Origin of the sequence: Pantoea agglomerans, from assembly GCF_021397715.1 — a bacterium.
GTDB lineage: Bacteria > Pseudomonadota > Gammaproteobacteria > Enterobacterales > Enterobacteriaceae > Pantoea > Pantoea astica.
In genome coordinates this window covers 360,984-384,525 of record NZ_CP090207.1, presented here as the reverse complement: position 1 = coordinate 384,525, position 23,542 = coordinate 360,984, and the positions used below count along the sequence as shown (strand labels likewise).

Below are 23,542 nucleotides of genomic sequence, written 5' to 3'. Positions count from 1 at the left end.
CAATATTCCTGCGATCTCTCTCACAACCCCGACACGCCGGGCACGGCGAAGATAAGGTTACCCGTCACCAGGCGGAATCAGGAGTTTTACCTGGTTCACAAAATCGCGATGGATATTTCATTTCATATTGAATCTGGAATTTTTATTCCTCATACTGACCTCATAGCCAATCAGGCACCTATAGACCCGGAAGCAAAGCGCGCGTCGTCGGGCTTTTCGCCCGCAGTGTCTGCTAATCACAGAAGGAAACCACAGGTATGAGTACACAACAGAAGCGGCTTGATGTGATTTGTATCGGGCGCATCGCCGTCGATTTTTATGGTCAGCAGATCGGGGCGCGGCTGGAGGATGTCACCTCATTTGCCAAATATCTGGGGGGTTCGTCAGGTAACGTCGCCTATGGCACCGCGATTCAGGGTCTGAAATCGGCGATGCTGGCGCGGGTGGGAGATGAGCACAATGGTCGCTTTCTGCGGGAAGAGCTGCAGCGCGTAGGCTGCAATACCGACGCCTTAATTACCGATGAAAAACGCCTGACCGGCATGGTGATCCTCGGTATTAAAGATGAAGAGACTTTTCCGCTGATTTTCTACCGTGACAACTGCGCGGATATGGGACTGGTACCGGAGGACGTGCAGGAAGCGTTTATTGCCTCTTCGCGTGCGGTGGCAGTAACCGGCACCCATTTATCTCATCCGCAAACCCGCGAAGCGGTACTGAAAGCGCTGGATATTGCCCGCCGCCACGGCCTGCGTACCGCGCTGGATATCGATTATCGTCCGGTGCTGTGGGGACTGACCTCGCTCGGCGACGGTGAAACGCGTTTCATTGAATCGTCGCAGGTGACGCAGCAGCTACAGGAAGTGGTGCATTATTTCGATTTGATCGTCGGCACCGAAGAAGAGTTTCATATTGCCGGTGGCAGCACCGACACGCTGACCGCCCTGAAGAATGTGCGTCAGGCCAGCCAGGCGACGCTGGTCTGCAAACGCGGCCCGCTGGGTTGCGTGGTGTTCGAAGGCGAGATCCCGGATAGCTGGGAGCAGACCCGGCTGCACACCGGCGTGCGCGTCGAGGTGTTAAACGTACTGGGCGCGGGCGATGCCTTTATGTCGGGCCTGCTGCGTGGCTGGCTGAACGATGAGGGCTGGGAGCAGGCGTGTCGTTACGCCAACGCCTGCGGTGCGCTGGTGGTGTCACGCCACGGTTGCGCACCCGCCATGCCGACCAAAGCGGAGCTGGATGATTTCCTGAGCCGCGATAAAGAGGTGAAACGGCCCGATCTCGACGATCGCCTCAACCATCTGCATCGCGTGACCACCCGCAAGCAGCAGTGGCCAGAACTGAATGTTTTCGCCTTTGATCATCGCAAACAGCTGCTGGATATGGCGCGTGAAGCGGGCGTTGATGAGAGCAAAATTCCACAGCTTAAACTGCTGCTGCTGAAAGCGGCCGAGGAAGCGGCGCAAACGGCCGGACTGGAAAACAAGAGCGGTATCCTGGCTGATACCACCTACGGTCAGAAAGCACTGAATGCGATTACCGGAAAACAGTGGTGGATTGGCCGTCCGATTGAGCTGCCGGGTTCGCGCCCGCTGCGACTGGAACATGGCAATATCGGCTCGCAGTTAATCGACTGGCCAGCCGAGCATGTGGTGAAATGCCTGGTATTTTATCATCCACACGACAGCGCCGAACTGCGTAAAGAGCAGGATGAGCTGGTACTGGATGTCTGGAACGGCTGTAACAAAAGCGGACACGAGCTGCTGCTGGAAGTGATTCTGCCGGAGAGCAATCCGGACCGTGATGAGCGCTACTATCTTGATATTCTCAGCCACTTCTACAGCCTCGGCATTCAGCCGGACTGGTGGAAACTGCCGCCGCTCTCCGCTGAGAGCTGGCAGGCGATCAGCGGGTTGATTGAGCAGCAGGACCCGCACTGTCGCGGCATTCTGCTCCTCGGCCTTGATGCGCCAGAGGAGAAGCTCAAAGCTGGTTTTGCCGCCGCGGCAAAAGCGCCCTGGGTTAAAGGCTTCGCAGTGGGCAGGACTATTTTTGGTCAGCCATCACGCCAGTGGCTGCAGGGCGAACTGGACGATCAGGCGCTGATCGAGACCGTGAAGGGCAACTACCTGCGGCTGATAGAGTACTGGCGCGCCGCCCGCGCCTGATTGATTCAGCGCCAGACGCCATCCTCCGGCCGGAGGGTGGCGCTTTTTTTTTCATCTTCCGCCGCGCTTAATTCATTTCTGTTGCCATTCGCGCCCGCCGTTTGTCCCCTTTCGGCCTGCAGGGAGTCGCGGTCGGCCAGCAGACAGGTGATGCAGAGACAATCTGTGAAGCATTTCATAAAGCCATGAAATAAACCGCTCTGTTGACGCAAACAAATGAAATTTTCCATCCATCTGGTACTATAGCGCTCATTATCCAGCCATTATTCTTATTACACGGGCAGAAGTAATGACCAATAATCCCACCCAACTTTCTTTATTGCAGGACGATATTCGTCGCCGCTACGAAACGCTGAGCAAACGTCTTAAACAGGTTGCGCGTTACATCCTTGATAACAGCAATAGCATCGCCTTTGATACCGTGGCTTCCATCGCCCAGCAGGCCGATGTGCCGCCATCGACTCTGATTCGCTTTGCCAACGCTTTTGGCTTTAGCGGTTTCAACGAAATGAAACAGGTTTTTCGTCAGCACCTGATGGAAGAGACGGTGAACTACACCGAGCGCGCCCGCCTGTTTCGCCAGACGTCAACCGACGACAGCGCCAGCGCGCCTGAGAGCCCGGCTGAGATCCTGAATGTCTTTACCATGGTGAACAGCCAGGCGTTACAGCAGCTGGCGATGCAGGTGAATCCGGAGCAGTTGAACAAGGCGGTGAAACTGCTTAACGAGGCCGAGAATATCTATGTGATTGGCCTGCGCCGTTCCTTTAGCGTGGCCTCTTACCTGGTCTATGCGCTGCGTCATCTGGAACGTCGGGCATTCCTGATCGACGGCCTTGGCGGCATGTTTACCGAACAGCTCAGCCTGGTAAATCCAAAAGATGTGGTGATTGCCATCAGCTATTCGCCGTATGCGCGTGAAGCGGTCGAAGTGGTCGAAATGGGTGCCAAGCGCGGTGCGCATCAGATCGCCATTACCGACAGCCAGGTGAGTCCGCTGGCGGCTTTCAGCGACGTCTGCTTTGTGGTGCGTGAAGCACAGGTAGACGGCTTCCGCTCGCAGGTGGCATCGCTCTGTCTGGCACAGACGCTGGCCGTTTCACTGGCGCTGAACAACGTGGAAACGCCCTGATTTGCGGCGTTAACGCTGGATAGCGGCAATAACAAAGGCAGCCGATGGGCTGTAGTGCTGGTCAGTTAAGGTTGAATTTGCAAAGGCTGTCACGGTCAGACGTGGCAGCTTTTTTTCTGCGCGAGCGTGCCGGAGTGCGGGCCTGAGCATCTCTGCTGCTGCCGGGCCGTCCTCGCGCCGCTCACGCGGTACCTTCGGCTTTGACGTCGTGCCGACGAACCGTTCGGGGATCGGCCTTCCCTGGCCGGCCCCGAACTCTCCACGCTTCCCGGCGTGGCGTTCTGGCCCAACGTCACGCCTCAGCGCTGCGGATAGCCCTTTCCGCAGCAGAGGCGCCCAGGCCTCCACTCTTGTGCCCTTTTTAACAGCACACACTGAAGCCTCAGAGCAGGCGGGGGCCGATCAGGGGCAGGCAATCCGCAGCGCTGAACATTAGCCAGGAGAGCCCGCAGGACGCGGGCGAAAGTCGGGGCGGCACAGGATGTGCCATCCCCGCCGGTCCGTCAGGCAGACGAATGACGTGAAGGCACCGCGCAGCGGCGCGAGGACCGCCAGCCCCTGAGCGGCACCAGACTGCATTATCACCGGTCGCTTAACTGACAGGCATTACGCCCATCGGCTGCCGTTTTACTTTTCTGAGGGTTATCCGCTGCTGACGAGAATCAGTGCAGCGGTTACTTCTGACGCGGATAGGCGTCGCTGTTAACCCAGGCGTGATCTTTCTCCCAGGTAAACTTCCACAGCCGCACCGGCCCGGCCATCACGTTCAGGTAGTAGTTGTTGTAACCCGCCAGCGTCGCCACCGGATGATAGCCACGCGGCACCATCACCACATCGCGATTGTAGGGTGCCATGCAGGCATCAAGCGAGCGATCGTCGGTGTAAACCCGCTGCATAGCGAAACCCGGTTCCGGATCGAAACGGTGATAATAGGTCTCTTCCAGATAGGTTTCGTCTTCGCTCTCTTCCTGATCGTGCTTGTGGCTGGGATAAGAGCTGGTGTCGCCTTCATCGGTGTAGACTTCCACCACCAGCAGACTGTCAGCGGGTTTATTATCCGGCAGAATATTGTGCACCAGCCGCTGATTACGCCCTTTCCCGCGATGCTCAACGCCGACATCTTCTGGGGCAATCAGCCGCGCAGGCAGGTTGCCGTGACCCGGCGCGCTGCATACCGCCAGCTCCAGATCGCTGTCGGCCCGCACTTCCACTTCATCGTTATGCGGCACATAGACTGACCACGGCGGCACGCGCTCAAACGGTGACATGCGCTTTCCGATGCCCGGAAATTCCGCATGGCGGGTTTTCACCGAGGCCAGCCCGGCAACTAATACCAGGCACAGCTCTTTATCACCGCTGCTGAGCCGCAGGGTTTCACCTTTCTTCAACAGATAAGCGTCGAAACCGACATAACGCCAGCCGGCACGCTCCGGTGTTACGTGCTGAATGCGCCCCTGACTGTCTGGTGCTTGTGCTTTCGAAAGTAAAGACATTCCCTTCCTCCTCTCTGTCATGCTTTACGTGCCCGCCGTGACCCGGATTTAACCGGGCAACAAAACCGGATACCGGCAGGTCAACGCAAGGCGGCCTGCCGGTCTGGCACGTTAAACAGCGTGCATTGAATTAACTGAGCGTTGGCATACTGAATTCAGAAACGGTCTGCTGACCCGCTGGCCAGCGCACCGTGGCGGTTTTCATTCGGGTATAGAAACGCACACCGTCCGGACCGTGGACGTTGAGCGCACCGAACACCGAGCGCTTCCAGCCACCAAAGCTGTGAAACGCCATCGGCACCGGCACCGGCACATTCACGCCGACCATGCCCGCTTCAACGTTCTGGACAAATTCACGCGCGATATTGCCGTTGCTGGTGAAAATGGCGCTGCCGTTACCAAACTCATGGCTGTTGACCAGCTGTAACGCACTGTCGTAGTCCGGCGCACGCATGATGCTCAGCACCGGGCCAAAAATCTCTTCGCGCCAGATCACCATGTCAGAGGTGACGTTATCAAACAGCGTACCGCCGACGTAGTAACCCTCAGCGTGACCCGCCACCTGAACGTTGCGGCCATCGACCACCAGCTTCGCGCCTTCCTGCTCGCCTTTATCGATGTAGCCGAGCACTTTCTTCTGATGCGCCGCGGAAACCACCGGCCCCATCTCATTCTCATCAGCGCCTTTATTGATGCCGGGACCAATGCGCAGCGCGTTTACCAGCGGCGTCAGTCGGGCGATCAGTTTGTCAGCTGTATCATCACCGACCGCGACCACCACCGGCAGAGCCATACAGCGCTCACCCGCTGAGCCAAACGCACCGCCCATAATGGCGTTCACGGTGGCATCCAGATCGGCATCCGGCATTACGATGGCGTGGTTTTTGGCTGCGCCAAACGCCTGCACTCGTTTGCCGTGAGCGCTGGCGGTTTTGTAGATGTGCTCAGCGACGCCGGATGAACCGACAAAGCTCACTGCCGCGATGCGCGGATCTTTATACAACTGTTCCGCATCGTCATTGGAGCTGTGAACGACGTTGAATACGCCATCCGGCAGTCCCGCTTCGGTCAGCAGTTCCGCCATGCGCACCGCTGCACTCGGATCGAGCGCTGGCGGCTTCAGGATAAAGGTATTGCCGCAGGCCAGGGCGATCGGGAACATCCACAACGGCACCATCGCCGGGAAGTTGAATGGGGTTATCCCCGCCACCACGCCCACTGGCTGCATCAGCGAGTAGCTGTCCACGCCGCTGCCGACGTTTGGTGAATATTCACCTTTCAGCAGATGCGGGATGCCGCAGGCAAACTCAATTACTTCGATACCACGGGTCAGTTCACCCAGCGCATCAGACCAGACTTTGCCGTGTTCCGAAACAATCAGCGCGGCCAGCTCGTCGCGGTGTTGTTCCATCAGCGCTTTGAAATTAAACAGCACACGGGCGCGGCGCAGCGGCGAGGTTTTCGACCAGGCCGGAAAAGCGTTGTGCGCAACCTCAATCGCATGAGCCACTTCATCAGCGGTACTTTGCGTCAGTTCACGTACCACCTGGCCGGTTGCCGGATCGTAAACCGGGATGGTTTCGTTGCTGGCGCTGAAGGTGGTTTTACCGCCAATAAAGTTTCCTGTGATCGTCATGATGTTGCCTCTTTAAAGGGTTAAGTTTCCTGCAGACGCACCGTGCGGCCTGTCCCGCAGTCTGATCAGGCAAACCTGAAAGCGTGTTATGAAGCTATTACAGTGGAACAAATTTTTCAAATAGATATTTTTGGAAAATTTCCTTTTAGCGGCACAGATCGCATTTTTCTGGTCAGTGAGGCAGCGCGGTCTGAAAAGCGGTGAAATCCAGCCAGTAAAGGCGCTGCAACGGCGTTAGCAAACCGGGAAAGAGCGACGGAAATTGACGTTTATTGCAGGCCCGATCCGGTTTTGCTTACACAGGCTGAAACGGAATATGGAATTAATGCGAGGCTGATCTAATAATTACTATTTCATAATTCATAAACAATGAAATAAATGTTCTCTTTAGCGCTATCTCTCACGCTGCCTGCCACCGGAGTCGCCGCATGGCCATCGATCCCACCCGCTTCTGTATTAACCGTAAAATTGCGCCCCGCCTCTCACTGGAGGCCTTCTTCCAGCTGGTACACCGGCTTGGACTGAGCAAGGTTGAACTGCGCAATGACATGCCGGGCGGCAAAGTCACTGACGGCCTCAGTGCCGATCAGCTGCGCGCGCTGACCGACAAATATCATATCGATATCATCACCATTAACGCGCTCTATCCGTTTAACCGTATCGATGATGACCTGCTGACCCGTGCCGAAGCGCTGTTGCAGGAAGCACAACGGATTGGTGCCCGCGCGCTGGTGATGTGTCCACTGAATGAAGGTCTCGCCGTGTCGCCGCAACAGACCCTGGCGGCGATGCAGCAACTGGCACCGCGCTTTGCGCATTACGGCATTCAGGGTCTGGTGGAGCCGCTGGGTTTTCCGGTCAGCTCACTGCGTTCGTCGGTGCAGGCACAACAGCTGATTGCAGAGGCGGATGTGCCGTTTAAGCTGGTGCTGGATACTTTCCACCATCATCTCTATGAGCAGGCTGAACAGGAGTTTCCGGCCAGCATCGATATTGAGCAAATCGGGCTGGTGCATCTCTCTGGCGTGGAAGATTTGCGCCCGACCGCTGAACTGACGGATGAAGAGCGGGTGATGTTAAGTGACAGTGATGTCCTGAACAGCGTGGTGCAGGTGAAGCGGCTGGAGATGCTCGGCTACAAGGGGATTTACGCCTTTGAGCCTTTCTCAAGCCAGGTTGAGCGCTGGACGCCCGCGGAGATTGAACGCCAGATTCGCCACAGTATCGAACTGCTACAGGCCTGAAACCGGCTACGGGGAAGTGACCTCGTGCCAACCGATTCTTATCTGTGTCTGAAAAGACGTTTGGCCCCGGTCGGGGCCTTTTTTTCAGCGCTGATCCGGCTCTGTCACCGGTTGCCTGAACTGCAGACGCAGGGTGCAGAAAAAAGCCAGACAGACCAGCAGCGCCGTCAGCAGATAGACCTGGGAAACGCCGGCATAGCTCATGATCAGTCCGGCGATGGGCCCGGTAATGCCCAGCGACAGATCCATAAAGGCGGTATAGGTTGCCAGCGCGCTGCCCTGATTCTGCTGCGGCACCACTTTTACCGCGACAACCCCCAGCGCCGGGAAGACCAGCGAGAAACCAGCACCGGTAAGAAAGGCACCCGCTTTAGCCATCCACGGATCGCCCGCGGCGGCCACCAGAAACAGCCCGGCTGCTTCCACCGCCAGACAGAGGCTGGCAACCCGCAAACCACCATGACGGTTGATGGCATTCGGAAACAGCAGCCGCGCCCCGACAAACGCCCCACTGAACAGCGACAGCGCAAAGGCGGCCCCTTCCCAGCCTTTATCCTGATAAAACAGCGTAATAAAGGTGGCGATGACGCCGAAACCGGCCGAGCCCATCGCCAGAATAGCGCCGAATCCGGCAATTTTCCCCAACACCGCGCGGAACGGCAGCGGCCGGCCTTTACTGCCTTTCACCGCCGGACGCGGCACTGCCCCGGCAATCCCCACCAGACAGATGGCAATGATAATCCCTGACAGCCACAGCAGGCCGCCAAGCCGGTAGATCAGCACGCCAAGCGGCGCACCAATCGCCATCGCGCCGTAGGTGACGATGCCGTTCCAGGAGATCACCCGACCAATGTGCAACGAACCGACCCGCGCCACGCCCCACAATGAGGTGCCGGTGCCGGTGAAACTCTGCCCCACACCGAGGATCAACCGGCCGATGCAGAGCAACGTCAGGCTCAGCAACGGACGGTCGAGCGTCAGCGCCGCCAGCAGGATGCAGACGCCGCTGATCAGACAGCCCACCAGCCCCACCACCACGACTTTCTTGGGTCCCCAGAGATCGGCATAGCGACCGGCATGCGGTCGGCTCAGTAGCGTCGCCACATATTGCAGGCTGATCACTAATCCGGCCCAGAAGGCGCTAAAGCCCAGCGTGTCGTGTACCCATCCCGGCAGGATCGCCAGCGGCAGGCCAATAGTGAGATAACTGGCAAAGTTGTAGATCACGATGGAGAGGATCAGCAGGGAGATTTTTACGCTACCGGATGCAGAACCCGGCTCTGCTGCAGGTTGGTCAGGCATGAATCATTGCACTCGTAGTCGGCTGAAAGCTAAAGAGTAATGTTTAACTATACCTGCTTTCGCCGGGCGCGCATCCGTACAGCGCCGCAACCGGCGATATTATCCCGCCAGACAGCAAACGCGCTGCAGCAGACCGCCTGATCTCTGGCACACTCAGCAGCGGCTTTGCGCCCGCCCAGACTGCTGGCCATTTTTACCGTTTCTCTGATAAATCAGTTTGTTAATTTTACTTCAGCTACACTTTCATCAGCCAATTTGCGTGATGGGAGAGGGAATGAGCGAGCTGCAACGGGAAAAAATCGGACAAAATATTTTGATCAAACTGGCGATGCTGGTGATTATCCTCGCTGGCGTGCGGGCCGCGTCCGATATTCTGGTGCCGCTGTTGCTGGCGGCCTTTTTTGCCATTGTGCTCAACCCGCTGGTCACCCTGCTGATGCGGCGCGGCTTCCGGCGTGGGCTGGCGATTACTCTGGTAATCACGGTGATCTTCTTCGTCATTCTGCTGCTTGGCGCGGTACTGGCCAGCTCGATGAGTGAGTTTTACGATCTCTACCCGCAACTGCGCGCCACCATGGAACAGAAAATGACGGTGCTGCAGCATCTGGCGGCCGGTTTTCACCTCAACATTTCCACCGATGCGTTGATTCAGCGCTTCGACCCAAACACCATGGTGAATCTGGCCACGGTGGCCCTGAGCGGCTTCTCAGGCGCGATGACCAATACGGTGCTGCTGATTCTGACCGTGGTGTTTATGCTGTTTGAAGTCCACCACCTGCCCTACAAAATGCGTAACGCGCTGGTTAATCCCAAAATCCGCATTGCCGGGCTGCATAAGGCGCTGAAAGGGGTGACGCACTATCTGGCACTGAAAACGCTGGTGAGTCTGATAACCGGCCTGTCGGTCTGGCTCAGCCTTTATCTGCTGGATGTGAAATTTGCGCTGCTGTGGGGCGTCGTGGCGTTTATCCTCAATTTTATTCCCAATATCGGGCCGATTATTGCCGGCATCCCGCCCTTTTTACAGGCGCTGCTGCTGAACAGCCTGTTTGATGCGGCGATGGTGGCGGCGCTGTTTACGGCCATTCATATGGTGTTCGGCAATATGCTGGAGCCGCGCCTGATGGGCCGGGGACTGGGTTTATCCACCCTGGTGGTGTTTCTGTCGTTGGTGTTCTGGGGCTGGCTGCTCGGCCCGGTCGGGATGCTGTTATCGGTGCCGCTCACCAGCATTACCAAAATTCTGATGGAGACCACCCCAGGCGGCAGCCGGCTGGCGATTATGCTGGGCACCGGACGGCCGAAGCGAGCGCGCGGTTTAACCAAGTAACCGTTGCTGGACGTGGCGCAGATGGTTTTCCATCGCCTGACGGGCCGCCACTTCATCACCGGCCACGATGGCGTTCGCAATCTGCTGATGGTCAGCGTTCATCTCAAGGGCAAAACTGTTGGCGGCGAAATGGCGCTCCAGCCGCTGCACATGCGGAGTGTGGCGCTGATTCCATAACTGCTCCAGCAGCTCACGCAGCAGATCGTTGCCACTCATCTCACTGATCAGCAAATGGAAGCGCTTATCCTGCGCCAGAAAGGCCGCATCATTCTCCTGGTGCTGTTGCAGCTCGGCAGTCAGCGCCAGCAGGGCGGCACGCTGGTGCGGGCTACCGTTGCGCGCGGCCAGTCCTGCCAGCATTCCTTCGAACGCCTCTCTGGCCTGTAACAGATCCTGCAGGCTACAGGCTTCGCTCTCCGTTGCCGGTGCAGACGCAGGCAGCGGCTGCGCGACAAAAACGCCGGTGCCGGTGCGGATATCGACCCAGCCCGTCATCTCCAGCGCGATCAACGCCTCACGTACCGAAGAACGGCTGACCCCCAGCTGCTTCGCCAGCTCCCGCTCCGGCGGCAGCAGGTCACCGGCGACAAAATCACCGCGCTCAATCCCCGCCATAATGGCATTAGCAATCTGACGATAGAGACGTTCAGTTTTTATGACAGGCAGCGTCATCACCTTCTCCTTGTTATCTGGCTGCACCGATCGCGCAGTTTGTCATGCTGCGATCCGGATCACGGCCCCGTTTTGCTGGCTATCATACTCTTGGTCCAGCGGCCTGACCACTGGGCCACATCACAGTTGAGGAGTAAACATGGAACAGACATGGCGATGGTACGGTCCGAACGATCCGGTCTCTCTGGATGATGCCCGTCAGGCTGGCGCAACCGGCATCGTAACCGCACTACACCATATTCCTAACGGCGAAATCTGGCCGGTAGAAGAGATTAAGGCCCGCCAGGCATTGCTGGCAGAAAAAGGCCTGGTCTGGTCGGTGGTAGAGAGCATCCCGGTGCATGAGTCGATCAAGACCCAGCGCGGCGACTACCTGCACTACATTGCCAACTATCAGCAGTCGATACGCAACCTGGCCGCCTGTGGCGTGGATACCGTCTGCTACAACTTCATGCCGGTGCTCGACTGGACCCGTACCGATCTCGCCTGGACGCTGCCGGATGGCGCAAAAGCGCTGCGCTTTGACGCCGATGCCTTTGCTGCGTTTGAACTGCACCTGTTGCAACGGTCGGGTGCCGAACAGGATTACAGCGCCGCCGAGCAGCAGGCGGCGGCACAGCTGTTCGCCGCCATGAGTGAAGACGACAAAAACAGGCTGGTGCGCAATATTATCGCCGGTCTGCCGGGTGCCGAAGAGGGCTACACGCTGGAGCAGTTCCAGGCGCAATTGGCGCAATATGACGGCATCGATAAAGCCCGGTTACGCGAGCATATGGCCACCTTCCTGCGGGCAATCGTGCCGGTCGCGGAAGAAGTGGGAATTAAGCTGGCGGTACATCCGGACGATCCACCGCGCCCGATCCTGGGCCTACCGCGAATTATCTCGACGCAGGAAGATATGCAGTGGCTGAAAGAGACGGTGGATAGTCTGCATAACGGTTTCTGCTTCTGTACCGGCTCGTATGGCGTTCGCGCCGATAACCCGCTGATTGAGATGGCGGAAGCGTACGCCGACCGCATCAACTTTGTTCATCTGCGCGCCACCAAACGTGAGGCGAATCCTAACAGCTTCCACGAAGCGGCACACCTTGCGGGCGACGTTGATATGGTTGGCGTGATCAAAGTGATTCTGGCTGAAGAGCAGCGCCGCCGTCAGGCGGGTAATCACCGGGCAATTCCGATGCGCCCCGATCACGGGCATCAGATGCTCGACGACCTGCATAAACGCACCAATCCCGGCTATTCGGCGATTGGACGGCTGAAGGGTCTGGCGGAATTACGGGGTGTCGAAGTGGCCCTGAAACAGATCTATTTTAACGACTAAACCTGCGTCACTGGCCCTGCGTCCGGCCTGGTGCCGGCCAGGGCATTTACCTTCCTTCATCGCAGCAAATGACTCTGCCACCTGCTGCGTTTCACTCTGCCACCAGACCCACAGCGGCTCTGTGGTTGCGCTGAACGGTTAAGAACCCTATCTGAATGCCAGCAAAAGAAAAACATTGTCAACAAATGCAATCTCTGGTCGATAATTGACCTTAATCAGTTCTGTTGGCGGACAAAACGCTAACCTGCATCGCCCGGAGACATGCTATGCTGCGCCGATTGATTAGCACCTCCTCATAACGTCTATAACATTCAGAGGAATTTGCGGTGCCGTTATTGCAACGAAAACGCGACTACGCCAGGCTGATTATCATCGTTTCCGGCGTGTTGCCCCTGATACTTGGCATCTTTTTTACCGCCCTCGATGCGCGTCATACGGTTCACCAGCAGCAGGTGAGCGCCGCCAATACTCTTTTATCTCAGGCTGAGAAAATGAGCGACAGCGCCTGGGATATGATCACCTCACTCCGCCAGTTTCAGAACCAGCCCTGCAGCCAGATCGAAAATTCCCTGCAGCGACTCGGTACGCTCAACGCCTATTTCCGTGCCATTGGTAAACTGGAAGATGATCACATCGCCTGCTCCTCCGCCTATGGTTTAAATTCTGGCTCGCTATCTGAAATGATGATGCGTGATGTGCCGGTGACCGGCAAAGCCTGGTGGAGTTTGTCGATAGCCGGCACGCACGCTGTCCCGGATCGCCCGGCGGTGCTGTTCGTGCGTGAACTGCCAGGCGGCGAAGGATTCTGGGCGGTGATTGATGGTCAGTATCTGATCGATTTTATGCGTGCCATCGGCAGCGCGCGCGGCTATCAGCTGAGTATGCAGTTCAGCGGTGGCGCACCGATCGCCTATGGTATCCAGCAAACCACGGCGCAAGGCTGGTTTGAACCGCTGGTTTATCACGCCGCCTCACAGCGTTATCCGCTGAGCGTCACGGTGATCGCCCCGCCCGGCGAGCTGATCACGGCCTGGCGTCAGGTGCTGTTTATCTTCCTGCCGATGGCGGCAATCTTTTCCATTCTGCTGATGATCCTGACCTCAAACTGGCTGCAGCGGCGCATTTCATGGCGTGACGAGATCCGCCGCGCCATCGCCGGGGGTCAGTTCCGCGCACACTATCAGCCGGTTTATGACGATCGGTTGCAGCGTTGCAGTGGCGTGGAAGCGCTACTGCGCTGGACCACGCCCGATGGCAATGGCGTCCGTCCCGATATTTTTATCGGTGCCGCCGAAGCGGAAGGGATGATTGTGCCGCTGACCCGTCATCTGCTCGATCTGATCGTGGAAGATGTCCAGCAGTGGCAGGTCCCGGCGCATTTCCATCTGGCCATTAACGTGGCGGCAGACCATCTGCAGCATCCCGATTTTGTCAGCGACATGCTCTATTTTGCCGAGCGGGTGAAAGAGAAGCAGTTTGTGATCACCCTTGAACTGACGGAGCGTAGCCTGATTAAAGATGGCGAAGGCGTGGCGCGTAAACTCGACCAGCTGCGTCAGTTCGGCATGAAAGTTGCGATTGACGATTTCGGCACCGGTCACTGCTCCCTGAGCTACCTGCAGACCTTCGCACTGGATTACCTGAAAATCGATCGCGGCTTTATTAACGCCATTGAATCGCTGGAGGGCGAAACGCCGGTGCTGGACGCCATCATTAACCTCAGCCATAAGTTGCAGTTACAGGTGCTGGGCGAAGGGGTGGAAACCGCCCTGCAGTTTCGTTATCTGCAGCAACGCGGCGTGGTCTTTATCCAGGGTTACTACTATGCCCGTCCCATGGATAACGCTGCGCTGATCGTCTGGCAGCAGGAACAGGGCGATCGGCCCATGCGGGATGATGAACCCGGTTAACATCCGCTGAATCACGCCGGTTCTGCTGCCTGCCGGCGGCGCGCAACGCCACGGCGGCTGGATGGTCCCGCCTTACTGTGTGCTCTGCCCTCACAACCTGCCCGTTGCGGCGCTTGTCGCCAGCGCCTCTGTATCCGGGCAGCCTCAGCGATCAACCCTTTCACCCCTGCCCTTGCGAAACACCCAATGTTACTGAATGTTTCTGTGCCGCGCTGATCGTCAGCTTGCCGACGGCAAACCGCTGAAAATCTAACCGAAGCGGCTGACAATGCGGACCCACAGTGAGCAATCTGATGAAAAAAGCGTCATTCGTCACGCAGAGTGATTATTTTTTCAGGGATGATAAACGGACTAAATGATCGGTCTGATGGCTCAGTTTTAGGCCAAACATGACAGATATCACACAAAAACGGTATACTCTGCCGCTTAACGCACTAATTCCGGCACGAATTATTGTGTTGGCTGGCCGGTAAAACAGGCCTGTTTACGGCTATGCTTTAATTTCCTCAACGCCGCGGTCTGAACCCTTTTGCTCGGTTCGCGCCGTTGAGGACTTTCATGTTCCATTACAGGGTAATTCTATGAAATTGCGTAGGAAGCGTGTAAAACCAATCGGGATCGATGATGTAACCATCATTGATGATGCCCGTTTACGTAAAGCCATCACCGCAGCCTCTCTGGGTAATGCGATGGAGTGGTTCGACTTCGGTGTGTATGGCTTTGTGGCTTACGCGCTGGGTAAAGTCTTTTTCCCGGACGTCTCGCCGGGCATTCAGATGATTGCGGCGCTCGCCACCTTCTCTGTTCCTTTCCTGATTCGCCCGCTGGGTGGCCTGTTCTTCGGTATGCTGGGCGACAAATATGGTCGTCAGAAAATACTCTCCATCACCATTATCATCATGTCGGTCAGTACCTTCTGTATCGGCCTGATACCGTCCTATGCCTCTATCGGCATCTGGGCACCGATTCTGCTGCTGCTCGCCAAGATGGCGCAGGGCTTCTCGGTCGGCGGGGAATATACCGGTGCCTCTATCTTTGTCGCCGAATACTCGCCTGACCGTAAGCGCGGTTTCATGGGGAGCTGGCTCGACTTTGGTTCGATTGCCGGTTTCGTGCTCGGCGCAGGCCTGGTGGTTCTGATTTCCTCCATCATCGGGGAAGAGAGTTTCCTTGAGTGGGGCTGGCGTCTGCCATTCTTTGTGGCGCTGCCGCTGGGAATTATCGGTCTTTACCTGCGTCATGCGCTGGAAGAGACCCCGGCCTTCCAGCAGCACGTGGACAAACTGGAACAGGGTGACCGCGAAGGCCTGCAGGATGGCCCGAAAGTCTCATTCAAAGAGATTGCGACCAAACACTGGCGCAGCCTGCTCTCCTGTATCGGTCTGGTGATCGCTACTAACGTCACCTACTACATGTTGCTGACGTACATGCCGAGCTACCTGTCGCATAACCTGCACTACAGCGAAGATCATGGCGTGATGATTATTATCGCCATCATGATCGGTATGCTGTTTGTCCAGCCAATGATCGGCATGATGAGTGACCGTTTTGGTCGTCGTCCGTTTGTCATCATCGGCAGTATCGCCCTGATGATTTTCGCGATTCCGGCCTTCATGATGATCAACAGCGGTGTGCTGGGACTGATTTTCGCCGGTCTGCTGCTGCTGGCGGTAATCCTTAACGCCTTTACCGGCGTGATGGCCTCGTCGCTGCCGGCGATGTTCCCGACCCACATCCGCTACAGTGCGCTGGCCAGTGCCTTTAACATCTCGGTGTTGATTGCCGGTCTGACCCCGACGCTGGCCGCCTGGCTGGTCGAGACCACCAACAACCTCTACATGCCAGCCTACTATCTGATGGTAGTCGCGGTGGTGGGTCTGATTACCGGTCTGTTTATGAAAGAGACCGCTAACAAGCCGCTGAAAGGGGCGACACCAGCCGCCTCCGATATGGCTGAAGCGCGCGAAATTCTGCAGGAGCATCACGATAACATCGAGCACAAAATCGAAGATATCGACGAAGAAATTGCCCGCCTCGAAGCGAAACGTAAAAACCTGGTGCAGCAGCACCCGGACATTAACGAGTAACCGCCTCCTCTCCCGCCGCCCGGCGGGAGAGTTTTTTTTGCCCCCCGATGACCGCACACAAACCTTCATGCCACGCAGACAAAGGGAGTAAACTGTTGTCACTTTTTTCACCTGCGTAAGAATGAATATGTCTGATTATTCCCTTATCCAGCGCCCAAGAAGATTGCGCGCCAGCGCGTCAATGCGCGAAATGTTCCAGGAATCTACCCTCAGCCTGAACGATCTGGCTCTGCCCATTTTCGTTGAAGAGGGTGCTGACGATTACAAAGCGATTCAGGCGATGCCTGGCGTGATGCGTATCCCGGAAAAGCGTCTTGCCTATGAGATTGAACGCATCGCGAAAGCCGGTATCCGCTCGGTGATGACCTTTGGGATTTCACACCATACCGATGCCACCGGCAGCGATGCGTGGAATGAAAACGGTCTGGTGGCGCGGATGTCACGCATCTGCAAAGAGACGGTGCCGGAAATGATTGTCATGTCCGATACCTGTTTCTGTGAATACACCAGCCACGGCCACTGCGGCGTGCTGTGCGATCACGGCGTGGATAACGATGCGACCCTGATCAACCTCGGCAAGCAGGCGGTCGTGGCCGCAGCAGCAGGGGCTGACTTTATTGCCCCTTCGGCGGCGATGGACGGTCAGGTGCAGGCGATTCGTCAGGCGCTGGACGCGGCGGGTTTCACCCAGACCGCCATTATGTCCTACTCCACCAAGTTCGCCTCTTCCTTCTACGGTCCGTTCCGTGAAGCGGCAGGCACCTCGCTGAAGGGCGACCGTAAGACTTATCAGATGAATCCGATGAACCGTCGTGAAGCGATCCGTGAATCGCTGATTGATGCGGCTGAAGGTGCAGATTCGCTGATGGTTAAACCGGCAGGCGCCTATCTCGACATCCTGCGTGACATCCGCGAGCGCACAGAGCTGCCGCTGGCTGCCTACCAGGTGAGCGGCGAATACGCGATGATCAAATTTGCCGCGCAGGCGGGCGCCATCGATGAACGTAATGTGGTGCTGGAAAGCCTGGGTGCGATAAAACGTGCCGGTGCGGACCTGATTTTCAGCTATTTCGCGCTTGATCTCGCCGAACAAAAAGTGCTCTGATCCCCCCTCAATAAGACAGTGAATTGAATCGCTTCGATCACTGTCTTTTTTCTTTGCCGTAAGGCTCACACCAGAACCTGGCTCTAGTTAAAAAAATAAAGGGCTCTGCGATGAAAGCACCTGAGATCGCTGCCGATGAGGCACAACGTTTGTCGCAGTTGCGTGCGCTGAACATTATGAATACGCCTGCGGAAGAGCGTTTCGATCGTTTAACCCGTCTGGCGCGCCGCCTGTTTGACGTGCCGATTGCGCTGGTTAGCCTGCTGGAAGCCGATCATCAATGGTTTAAGTCAGCGCAGGGTTTTGAGCCTGCCGGTTCGCCGCGCAATATCTCTTTTTGCGGCCATGCCATCCTGCAGGATGAGATCATGATCGTCGAAGATGCCGCAGCAGACCCGCGCTTTCATGATAATCCGCTGGTGACCGGTGAGCCGCATATTCGCTTCTACGCTGGCTGCCCGCTGCGGGCGCCGGGCGGCGCGAAGATGGGCACGCTTTGCATCATTGGCCGGTCGCCACGCCCGTTCGACGAAGAAGATCGGGCCACGCTACGCGACCTGGCGGCGATGGCTGAAGCGGAACTGGTGGCATTTCAGACCGCAACCTGTGATGAGCTGACGCAGATTACTAATCGTCGCGGCTTTATGACGCTGGGCGAGATGGTGCTGAATGAGTGCCGGATGAAGAACCGCCCCGCCTGTCTGACCTTTCTCGATCTCGACAAGTTCAAGCAGATCAACGATTCACTCGGCCATCGCGAGGGCGACCGCGCCCTGATGGATTTTGCTGATGCGATGAAGGTGGTGTTTAAACACTCCGATCTGTTTGCACGCTTAGGCGGCGATGAATTTGTGGTGCTGTTCAACGGCCTGCAACAGCAGCAGACTGAAGCGCTGCTGCAGCAGTTTGCCCACTATCTGGCGCAGCAGTCGATCAGCCTGAACCGCCGTTATCATCTGCACTTCTCGTGCGGCGTGGTGGAGTTTGATCCGGCCGGGCCGCAGTCGCTGGAGCAGTTGCTGCATGACAGCGATGAGCAGATGTACCGCAGTAAAAAGCAGAAGCGCGCGGCGCTGTAACGTCGGACGCCGCGCGCCTGACCGGTTACTGACGCGCCAGGTCGTCGAGCAGCGTCTGATTAAACTTCGCCGGCTCTTCCATTTGCGGCGCATGACCCATCCCCGGAAATTCGATTAAGCGCGCGCCCGGAATGCGTTTTGCCGTCTCTTTTCCCAGCACCTTGTAATCACCCAGCCGCGCTTTCACCGCCGCAGAGGCGATATCACTGCCGATGGCGGTAGTGTCTGAGGTGCCGATCATCAGAGTGGTGGGCACTTTCAGATCGCCAAACTCATAAAATACCGGCTGCGTGAAGATCATGTCGTAGATTAGGGCGGAGTTCCACGCCACCCTCTGGTGTCCTGGCCCGCTGTTCAGGCCGGCCAGCATATCGACCCATTTGTCATACTCCGGTTTCCAGCGTCCGACATAGTAGGTCTGCTGTTCATACTTCTTAATCCCTTCGGCACTCAGCTTCAGCTCGCGCTGATACCACTGATCGACAGAACGCCACGGCGCGCCTTTGGCCTTCCAGTCTTCCAGCCCGATCGGATTGACCAGCACCAGCTTCTGCGTCTGTGCCGGATACATCAGCGCATAGCGTGTTGCCAGCATTCCGCCGGTGGAATGGCCGATAATCACCGCTTTTTCCACTGCCAGCTTCGTCAGCAACTGATGGGTATTCTCCGCCAGCTGCTGAAAACTGTACTGGTAATTCGCCGGTTTGGTTGAGCTGCAGAAACCGATCTGGTCGGGCGCCACTACGCGATAACCTTGCTGGCTCAGCGCGCGAATCGTCTCTTCCCAGGTGGCTCCGCAGAAATTTTTACCGTGCATCAGCACCACGGTTTGTCCGTTGGCATTTTTTGCCGGTTTCACATCCATATAGCCCATGCTCAGCGGCTGCTGCTGGGAGGAAAAATTAAAATGTTGCAGAGGATAAGGGTATTGAAATCCTTCCAGCTGCTCGCCGTAGACGGTGGCGGCAAGAGCCGGTGCCGTGCTGAGTAAAGTCAGCGAGGTGAGCAAGGCGGCAAGCGGTTTCTTCAACGCGTATGTCGGGCTCATCCAGAGTTCTCCAGGTTAAAGGTGAGGGTTAAGCCTGGCATGAAGCGGCGAAAAGTGTATTGATGGGCTGTGCGATATGATGACTCCATTATCAGCGTCTGGCGTCACCACGGGACAGTTTGAGCGAAAGAAAATCCTTTAATGAAGATTACGGTTTCCGCTTATTCGAACCACTAACCCCACCAATACACTCAACACATCAATAACAATTACGCTATTTATATTATCAAATGATCATTAAAACTGTTTTATCGGAGATAAAGATTCATTTCCTGATAAAACTTTACGCAAGTCATGCTCAGCAAAAGATAAATTATTTTAAACTGCCCGCACAAAAATTAGGGGGCCGATATGAATGAGAGTAAATATAATGAAAGCGTGATCGTCTCTGTCACTGAGTGGATTAATAATAATCTCGACCAGCGATTAAGCGTTGATGATATTGCTGAAAAAGCAGGTTATTCCAAATGGTATTTGCAGAAATTATTTGCGCGTTATCACGATGAAACGCTGGCACGTTATATTCGCAAGCGCAAGCTGGCTGCCTGTGTCAATGATTTAAAAAACAGCCGCACGCCGATAATAAGCCTGGCGCTGAAGTATCATTTTGAAAGCCAACAATCTTTCACCCGCTCGTTTAAACAACTGATGGGCTGTACGCCCAGCGTCTGCCGCCGGCGCGCGCTGGATGAGGCGGCGCGACAGCAGTTAGCCGGGACCGATAATCCCTGCGCATTATGCAGCTATGCTCAGGGCAGAACGCCGGAAAAAAGCTGCAGTGGAATCACTCAGCGTATTGCGATATCACCGCACCACTATCGCCAGACTGAATCCTCCCACAGCCTGTGAGGTTCAGAGATCGTCCGGCTGATAATATTGCACACCAATCTGAATCCGCTCACGACCCTGCGTGACGCGATGACGATTGGTGTCGCGCAGTGAATAAACGCAGCCACAATATTCCTGCTGATAAAAACTCTCGCGCTTGCTGATTTCAATCATGCGTGAAGATCCGCCGCCTTTACGCCAGTTAAAATCCCAATAAAGCAGATCCGGATACGCCGCCGCTGCGCGGACACCACAACGGTTAATCTGCTTCATATCTTTCCAGCGTGAAATACCCAGGCAACTGGTCATTACCGGAAAGCCATTTTCATGCGCATAGAGCGCGGTACGTTCGAAACGCATATCAAAACACATGGTGCAGCGTTCGCCGCGCTCCGGCTCCCACTCCATACCGCGCGCGCGTTTGAACCAGTCATCGCGGTCATAATCGGCATCAACAAACGGCACGCCAAATTTTTCAGCAAAACGAATATTCTCCTCTTTGCGCAGCTCATATTCTTTGAGCGGATGAATATTCGGGTTGTAGAAATAGATGGTGTATTCAATACCCGATGCCAGCATCGCCTCCATGACTTCGCCCGAACAGGGAGCGCAACAGGAGTGTAAAAGCACCTTTTTGTGGCCGCCCGGTAAGGGCAGCGGCTGGCGCTGATAAGGCTGAGACATAAGCACCTTCAATCATTAGCAGAAAAACTGCAGTGTAATGGCGCACGCCGGGGGTTGCAAAATTTCCCCGGCTGGCCGGTTTTTGGATATTCGTGCGCTTGCGCCCACAGCGGTGCTGAGCCGCCGATCCTGTGCCAGCGGGTTCTGGCGGGCAACCACGGCCTTCTGCCACGTCGCTGATGTTTTAAACTGTGACCGGTAACACACTGCCATCGACTATGTTTACATAACATTAACAATACTGACAAAGTCACAGGGCAAGGAGTGAGGCATGGCTGCAACTAACAAATCGCCGTCGGGTCAGAACCGCTTTACCTGGTTCGTCTGTTTTATGGCCGCGCTCTCCGGCCTGTTGTTTGGTCTGGATATCGGCGTTATTGCCGGCGCGCTGCCGTTTCTCGCCAAAGATTTGCAGATCACTAACCATCAGCAGGAGTGGGTCGTGAGCTCGATGATGTTCGGGGCTGCGCTGGGTGCGCTGGGCGCGGGCTGGATGTCATCAAAGCTGGGACGCAAGAAAAGTATGCTGGCCGGTGCCACGCTGTTCGTCATCGGCTCGCTCTGGTCAGCGCTGTCACCGGATGTCGAATCGCTGGTCTGCGCCCGGGTGATCCTGGGGCTGGCGGTCGGCATCGCCTCTTACACCGCCCCGCTCTATCTGGCTGAGATTGCGCCTGAGCGTATTCGGGGTTCCATGATTTCGATGTACCAGCTGATGCTGACCACCGGCATTGTGGTGGCTTATCTCTCTGATACGGCCTTTAGCTACACTGGCAACTGGCGCTGGATGCTGGGGATTATCGCCATTCCGGCGGTGATTCTGTTCATCGGCGTGCTGTTTCTGCCTAACAGCCCGCGCTGGCTGGCGGCGCACGGCCGTTTTAATGAGGCACAGCGGGTGCTGGACCGGCTGCGTAATACCAGCGAACAGGCGCGGCAGGAGCTGGAAGAGATCCGTGAAAGTCTGCAGGTGAAGCAACGCGGCTGGTCACTGTTTCGTTCGAACAGCAACTTCCGCCGTGCCGTGTGGCTGGGCATGTTGCTGCAGGTAATGCAGCAGTTTACCGGCATGAATGTGGTGATGTATTACGCCCCGAAAATTTTCAATATTGCCGGTTTCTCCAGCACCAGCGAACAGATGTGGGGCACGGTTATCGTCGGGCTGGTCAATATGCTGGCGACGCTGATTGCGATCTTCCTGGTTGACCGCTGGGGACGTAAGCCGATGCTCACCACCAGCTTTCTGGTGATGGCGGTGGGAATGGGCGTGCTCGGCACGCTATTGCATCTTGGCGTCGAAACCGACTTCCGCAAATATTTTGCTATCGCTATGCTGCTGATGTTTATCGTCGGATTTGCGATGGCTGCCGGACCGGTGATCTGGCTGCTGTGCTCAGAGATTCAGCCGCTGAAAGGGCGTGACTTTGGCATCACCGCGTCGACCACCACCAACTGGGTCGGTAACATGATTGTCGGTGCGACCTTCCTGACCATGCTCGATCAGCTGGGCAACGCCAACACCTTCTGGTTCTACGGTGCGCTTAATCTGGTGTTCATTGTGGTGACAATGATGCTGGTGCCGGAGACCAAACATGTCACGCTGGAGCATATCGAACGCAACCTGATGAAAGGCAAAGCGCTGCGTGATATCGGGGCGTAACCGCCCCGTCGTCGATTACCATTGCAGCGTTTTACCGGCGTAATCGATGTAGTGATGGCCGCCGCGGCCCTGCCAGGCGGTCAGCTGCTGCACAATACCGGCCGCGCTCTCCTCTGCGGTTAAAGGTGCCGCTTCGCCACCCATATCTGTTTTTACCCAGCCCGGATGGAGCGTCACCAGCGTACCGGCCACGGCTTCCACATCTTCGGCCAGCGTCCGGCTCAGCATATTCAGCGCCGCCTTGCTGGCGGAATAGAGCGGCATGTCGGCACGCGGGTTTTCGCTCAGGCTACCCAGCTGTGATGAGGTGATCGCCAGCACGCCCTTTTGCTTGCTGAGCAGCGGCAGCAGAATCTCGGCACTGCGCACCGGTGCGATCGTATTGGTCATAAACAGCTGCGCCAGTTCCTGAGGGTCACTTTGCGCCAGTTTCTGATGCGCCGGCCCGGATATTCCGGCATTAATCAGAATCACATCGAAGGTCTGTCCGGCGAGCTGGCCGGCCAGCTGCTGCACCGAGGACGATTCGGTCATCTCCAGCGCGTGCCAGTCAACGCCCGACGGGTTGCCCTGCGTCGGGATGCCGCTGCGGTGCGTGGCCGTAACCTGCCAGCCTTGTGCAGCAAACGCCTGTACCACCGCCAGGCCAATACCCCGCGATGCGCCAATCACTAACACTTTCTGTTGCTGAGCCATGTTCATTCCTCGTTGTTAATCTCACTACTAGCTTAACGACAAATCAGCGTTGCCAGCGCCCGGATGTGCGTTTTAGTCGGGTGACCGCACGGCAGGTAAAATGCATCAGCTGATGCGGCTGATCGGCCCGTTCGGCTTCAT

18 protein-coding genes are annotated in these 23,542 nt (G+C 56.6%); 11 read left to right on the top strand and 7 right to left on the bottom strand.

What is annotated here, in order from left to right; genetic code table 11:
* The first annotated feature begins 257 nt into the window (after positions 1-257).
* Entirely contained in the window at positions 258-2,171 is a 1,914-nt protein-coding gene (locus LZU96_RS01830) for a bifunctional 5-dehydro-2-deoxygluconokinase/5-dehydro-2-deoxyphosphogluconate aldolase (protein ID WP_233986789.1), read from the top strand.
* Between the two features lie 289 nt (positions 2,172-2,460).
* Positions 2,461-3,303 carry a MurR/RpiR family transcriptional regulator gene (locus LZU96_RS01825; protein ID WP_094121845.1) on the top strand — a complete coding sequence of 281 codons (843 nt, stop codon included), beginning with the start codon at positions 2,461-2,463 and terminating at the stop codon, positions 3,301-3,303.
* Between the two features lie 674 nt (positions 3,304-3,977).
* On the opposite strand, the gene iolB is transcribed toward LZU96_RS01825, so the two are convergent.
* Positions 3,978-4,796 (bottom strand): 5-deoxy-glucuronate isomerase, encoded by an 819-nt coding sequence (gene iolB / locus LZU96_RS01820; protein ID WP_233986787.1) that lies wholly within the window; start codon positions 4,794-4,796, stop codon positions 3,978-3,980.
* A 130-nt stretch (positions 4,797-4,926) separates the two neighbouring features.
* Positions 4,927-6,432 carry a CoA-acylating methylmalonate-semialdehyde dehydrogenase gene (locus tag LZU96_RS01815; RefSeq protein ID WP_233986780.1) on the bottom strand — a complete coding sequence of 502 codons (1,506 nt, stop codon included), beginning with the start codon at positions 6,430-6,432 and terminating at the stop codon, positions 4,927-4,929.
* Positions 6,433-6,860: 428 nt separating this feature from the next.
* Between LZU96_RS01815 and LZU96_RS01810 the strand changes: the two genes are divergently transcribed.
* Positions 6,861-7,676, top strand: a complete 816-nt coding sequence (locus LZU96_RS01810; RefSeq protein ID WP_233986779.1) for a TIM barrel protein — start codon at positions 6,861-6,863, stop codon at positions 7,674-7,676.
* Between the two features lie 84 nt (positions 7,677-7,760).
* Here the strand turns inward: LZU96_RS01810 and LZU96_RS01805 are convergent, their stop codons facing one another.
* Positions 7,761-8,978, bottom strand: coding sequence for an MFS transporter (locus LZU96_RS01805; protein WP_233986772.1), 1,218 nt, complete (start codon positions 8,976-8,978; stop codon positions 7,761-7,763).
* A 274-nt stretch (positions 8,979-9,252) separates the two neighbouring features.
* Between LZU96_RS01805 and LZU96_RS01800 the strand changes: the two genes are divergently transcribed.
* Positions 9,253-10,308, top strand: coding sequence for an AI-2E family transporter (locus LZU96_RS01800; RefSeq protein WP_233986770.1), 1,056 nt, complete (start codon positions 9,253-9,255; stop codon positions 10,306-10,308).
* Here LZU96_RS01800 and LZU96_RS01795 read toward each other — a convergent pair.
* On the bottom strand, positions 10,297-10,980 hold the full coding sequence (locus LZU96_RS01795) for a FadR/GntR family transcriptional regulator (protein ID WP_233986762.1): 684 nt from the start codon (positions 10,978-10,980) through the stop codon (positions 10,297-10,299). The two genes, LZU96_RS01800 and LZU96_RS01795, sit on opposite strands and share 12 nt — an antisense overlap.
* A 139-nt stretch (positions 10,981-11,119) precedes the next feature.
* Between LZU96_RS01795 and uxuA the strand changes: the two genes are divergently transcribed.
* The 5 genes from uxuA to LZU96_RS01770 all read left to right on the top strand — a co-directional run bounded on the left by uxuA (position 11,120) and on the right by LZU96_RS01770 (position 18,485).
* Positions 11,120-12,304, top strand: a complete 1,185-nt coding sequence (gene uxuA / locus LZU96_RS01790; RefSeq protein WP_233986760.1) for a mannonate dehydratase — start codon at positions 11,120-11,122, stop codon at positions 12,302-12,304.
* 326 nt (positions 12,305-12,630) lie between these two features.
* Entirely contained in the window at positions 12,631-14,214 is a 1,584-nt protein-coding gene (locus LZU96_RS01785; protein ID WP_233986753.1) for an EAL domain-containing protein, read from the top strand.
* A 581-nt stretch (positions 14,215-14,795) separates the two neighbouring features.
* The gene (gene proP / locus LZU96_RS01780) at positions 14,796-16,301 is read left to right on the top strand and encodes a glycine betaine/L-proline transporter ProP (RefSeq protein WP_233986739.1); all 1,506 of its coding nucleotides are present in this window, start codon (positions 14,796-14,798) and stop codon (positions 16,299-16,301) included.
* A 127-nt stretch (positions 16,302-16,428) separates the two neighbouring features.
* Positions 16,429-17,406, top strand: coding sequence for a porphobilinogen synthase (gene hemB / locus LZU96_RS01775; RefSeq protein WP_233986737.1), 978 nt, complete (start codon positions 16,429-16,431; stop codon positions 17,404-17,406).
* A 110-nt stretch (positions 17,407-17,516) separates the two neighbouring features.
* Positions 17,517-18,485: a sensor domain-containing diguanylate cyclase gene (locus LZU96_RS01770; protein WP_233986735.1), complete on the top strand. Its 969-nt coding sequence runs from the start codon at positions 17,517-17,519 to the stop codon at positions 18,483-18,485.
* Positions 18,486-18,510: 25 nt separating this feature from the next.
* On the opposite strand, the gene LZU96_RS01765 is transcribed toward LZU96_RS01770, so the two are convergent.
* The gene (locus tag LZU96_RS01765) at positions 18,511-19,533 is read right to left on the bottom strand and encodes an alpha/beta fold hydrolase (protein ID WP_233986733.1); all 1,023 of its coding nucleotides are present in this window, start codon (positions 19,531-19,533) and stop codon (positions 18,511-18,513) included.
* A gap of 351 nt (positions 19,534-19,884) precedes the next feature.
* Between LZU96_RS01765 and LZU96_RS01760 the strand changes: the two genes are divergently transcribed.
* Positions 19,885-20,382, top strand: a complete 498-nt coding sequence (locus tag LZU96_RS01760; RefSeq protein WP_233986731.1) for a helix-turn-helix domain-containing protein — start codon at positions 19,885-19,887, stop codon at positions 20,380-20,382.
* Between the two features lie 3 nt (positions 20,383-20,385).
* Here the strand turns inward: LZU96_RS01760 and LZU96_RS01755 are convergent, their stop codons facing one another.
* A complete protein-coding gene (locus tag LZU96_RS01755) occupies positions 20,386-21,045 on the bottom strand; it encodes an epoxyqueuosine reductase QueH (RefSeq protein WP_233986729.1) in 660 nt (219 codons plus the stop codon).
* A 271-nt stretch (positions 21,046-21,316) separates the two neighbouring features.
* On the opposite strand from LZU96_RS01755, the gene LZU96_RS01750 reads away from it, so the two are divergent.
* Entirely contained in the window at positions 21,317-22,705 is a 1,389-nt protein-coding gene (locus tag LZU96_RS01750) for a sugar porter family MFS transporter (protein ID WP_262287780.1), read from the top strand.
* A gap of 15 nt (positions 22,706-22,720) precedes the next feature.
* Here the strand turns inward: LZU96_RS01750 and LZU96_RS01745 are convergent, their stop codons facing one another.
* On the bottom strand, positions 22,721-23,401 hold the full coding sequence (locus tag LZU96_RS01745; RefSeq protein ID WP_233986728.1) for an SDR family oxidoreductase: 681 nt from the start codon (positions 23,399-23,401) through the stop codon (positions 22,721-22,723).
* Positions 23,402-23,542 lie beyond the last annotated feature (141 nt).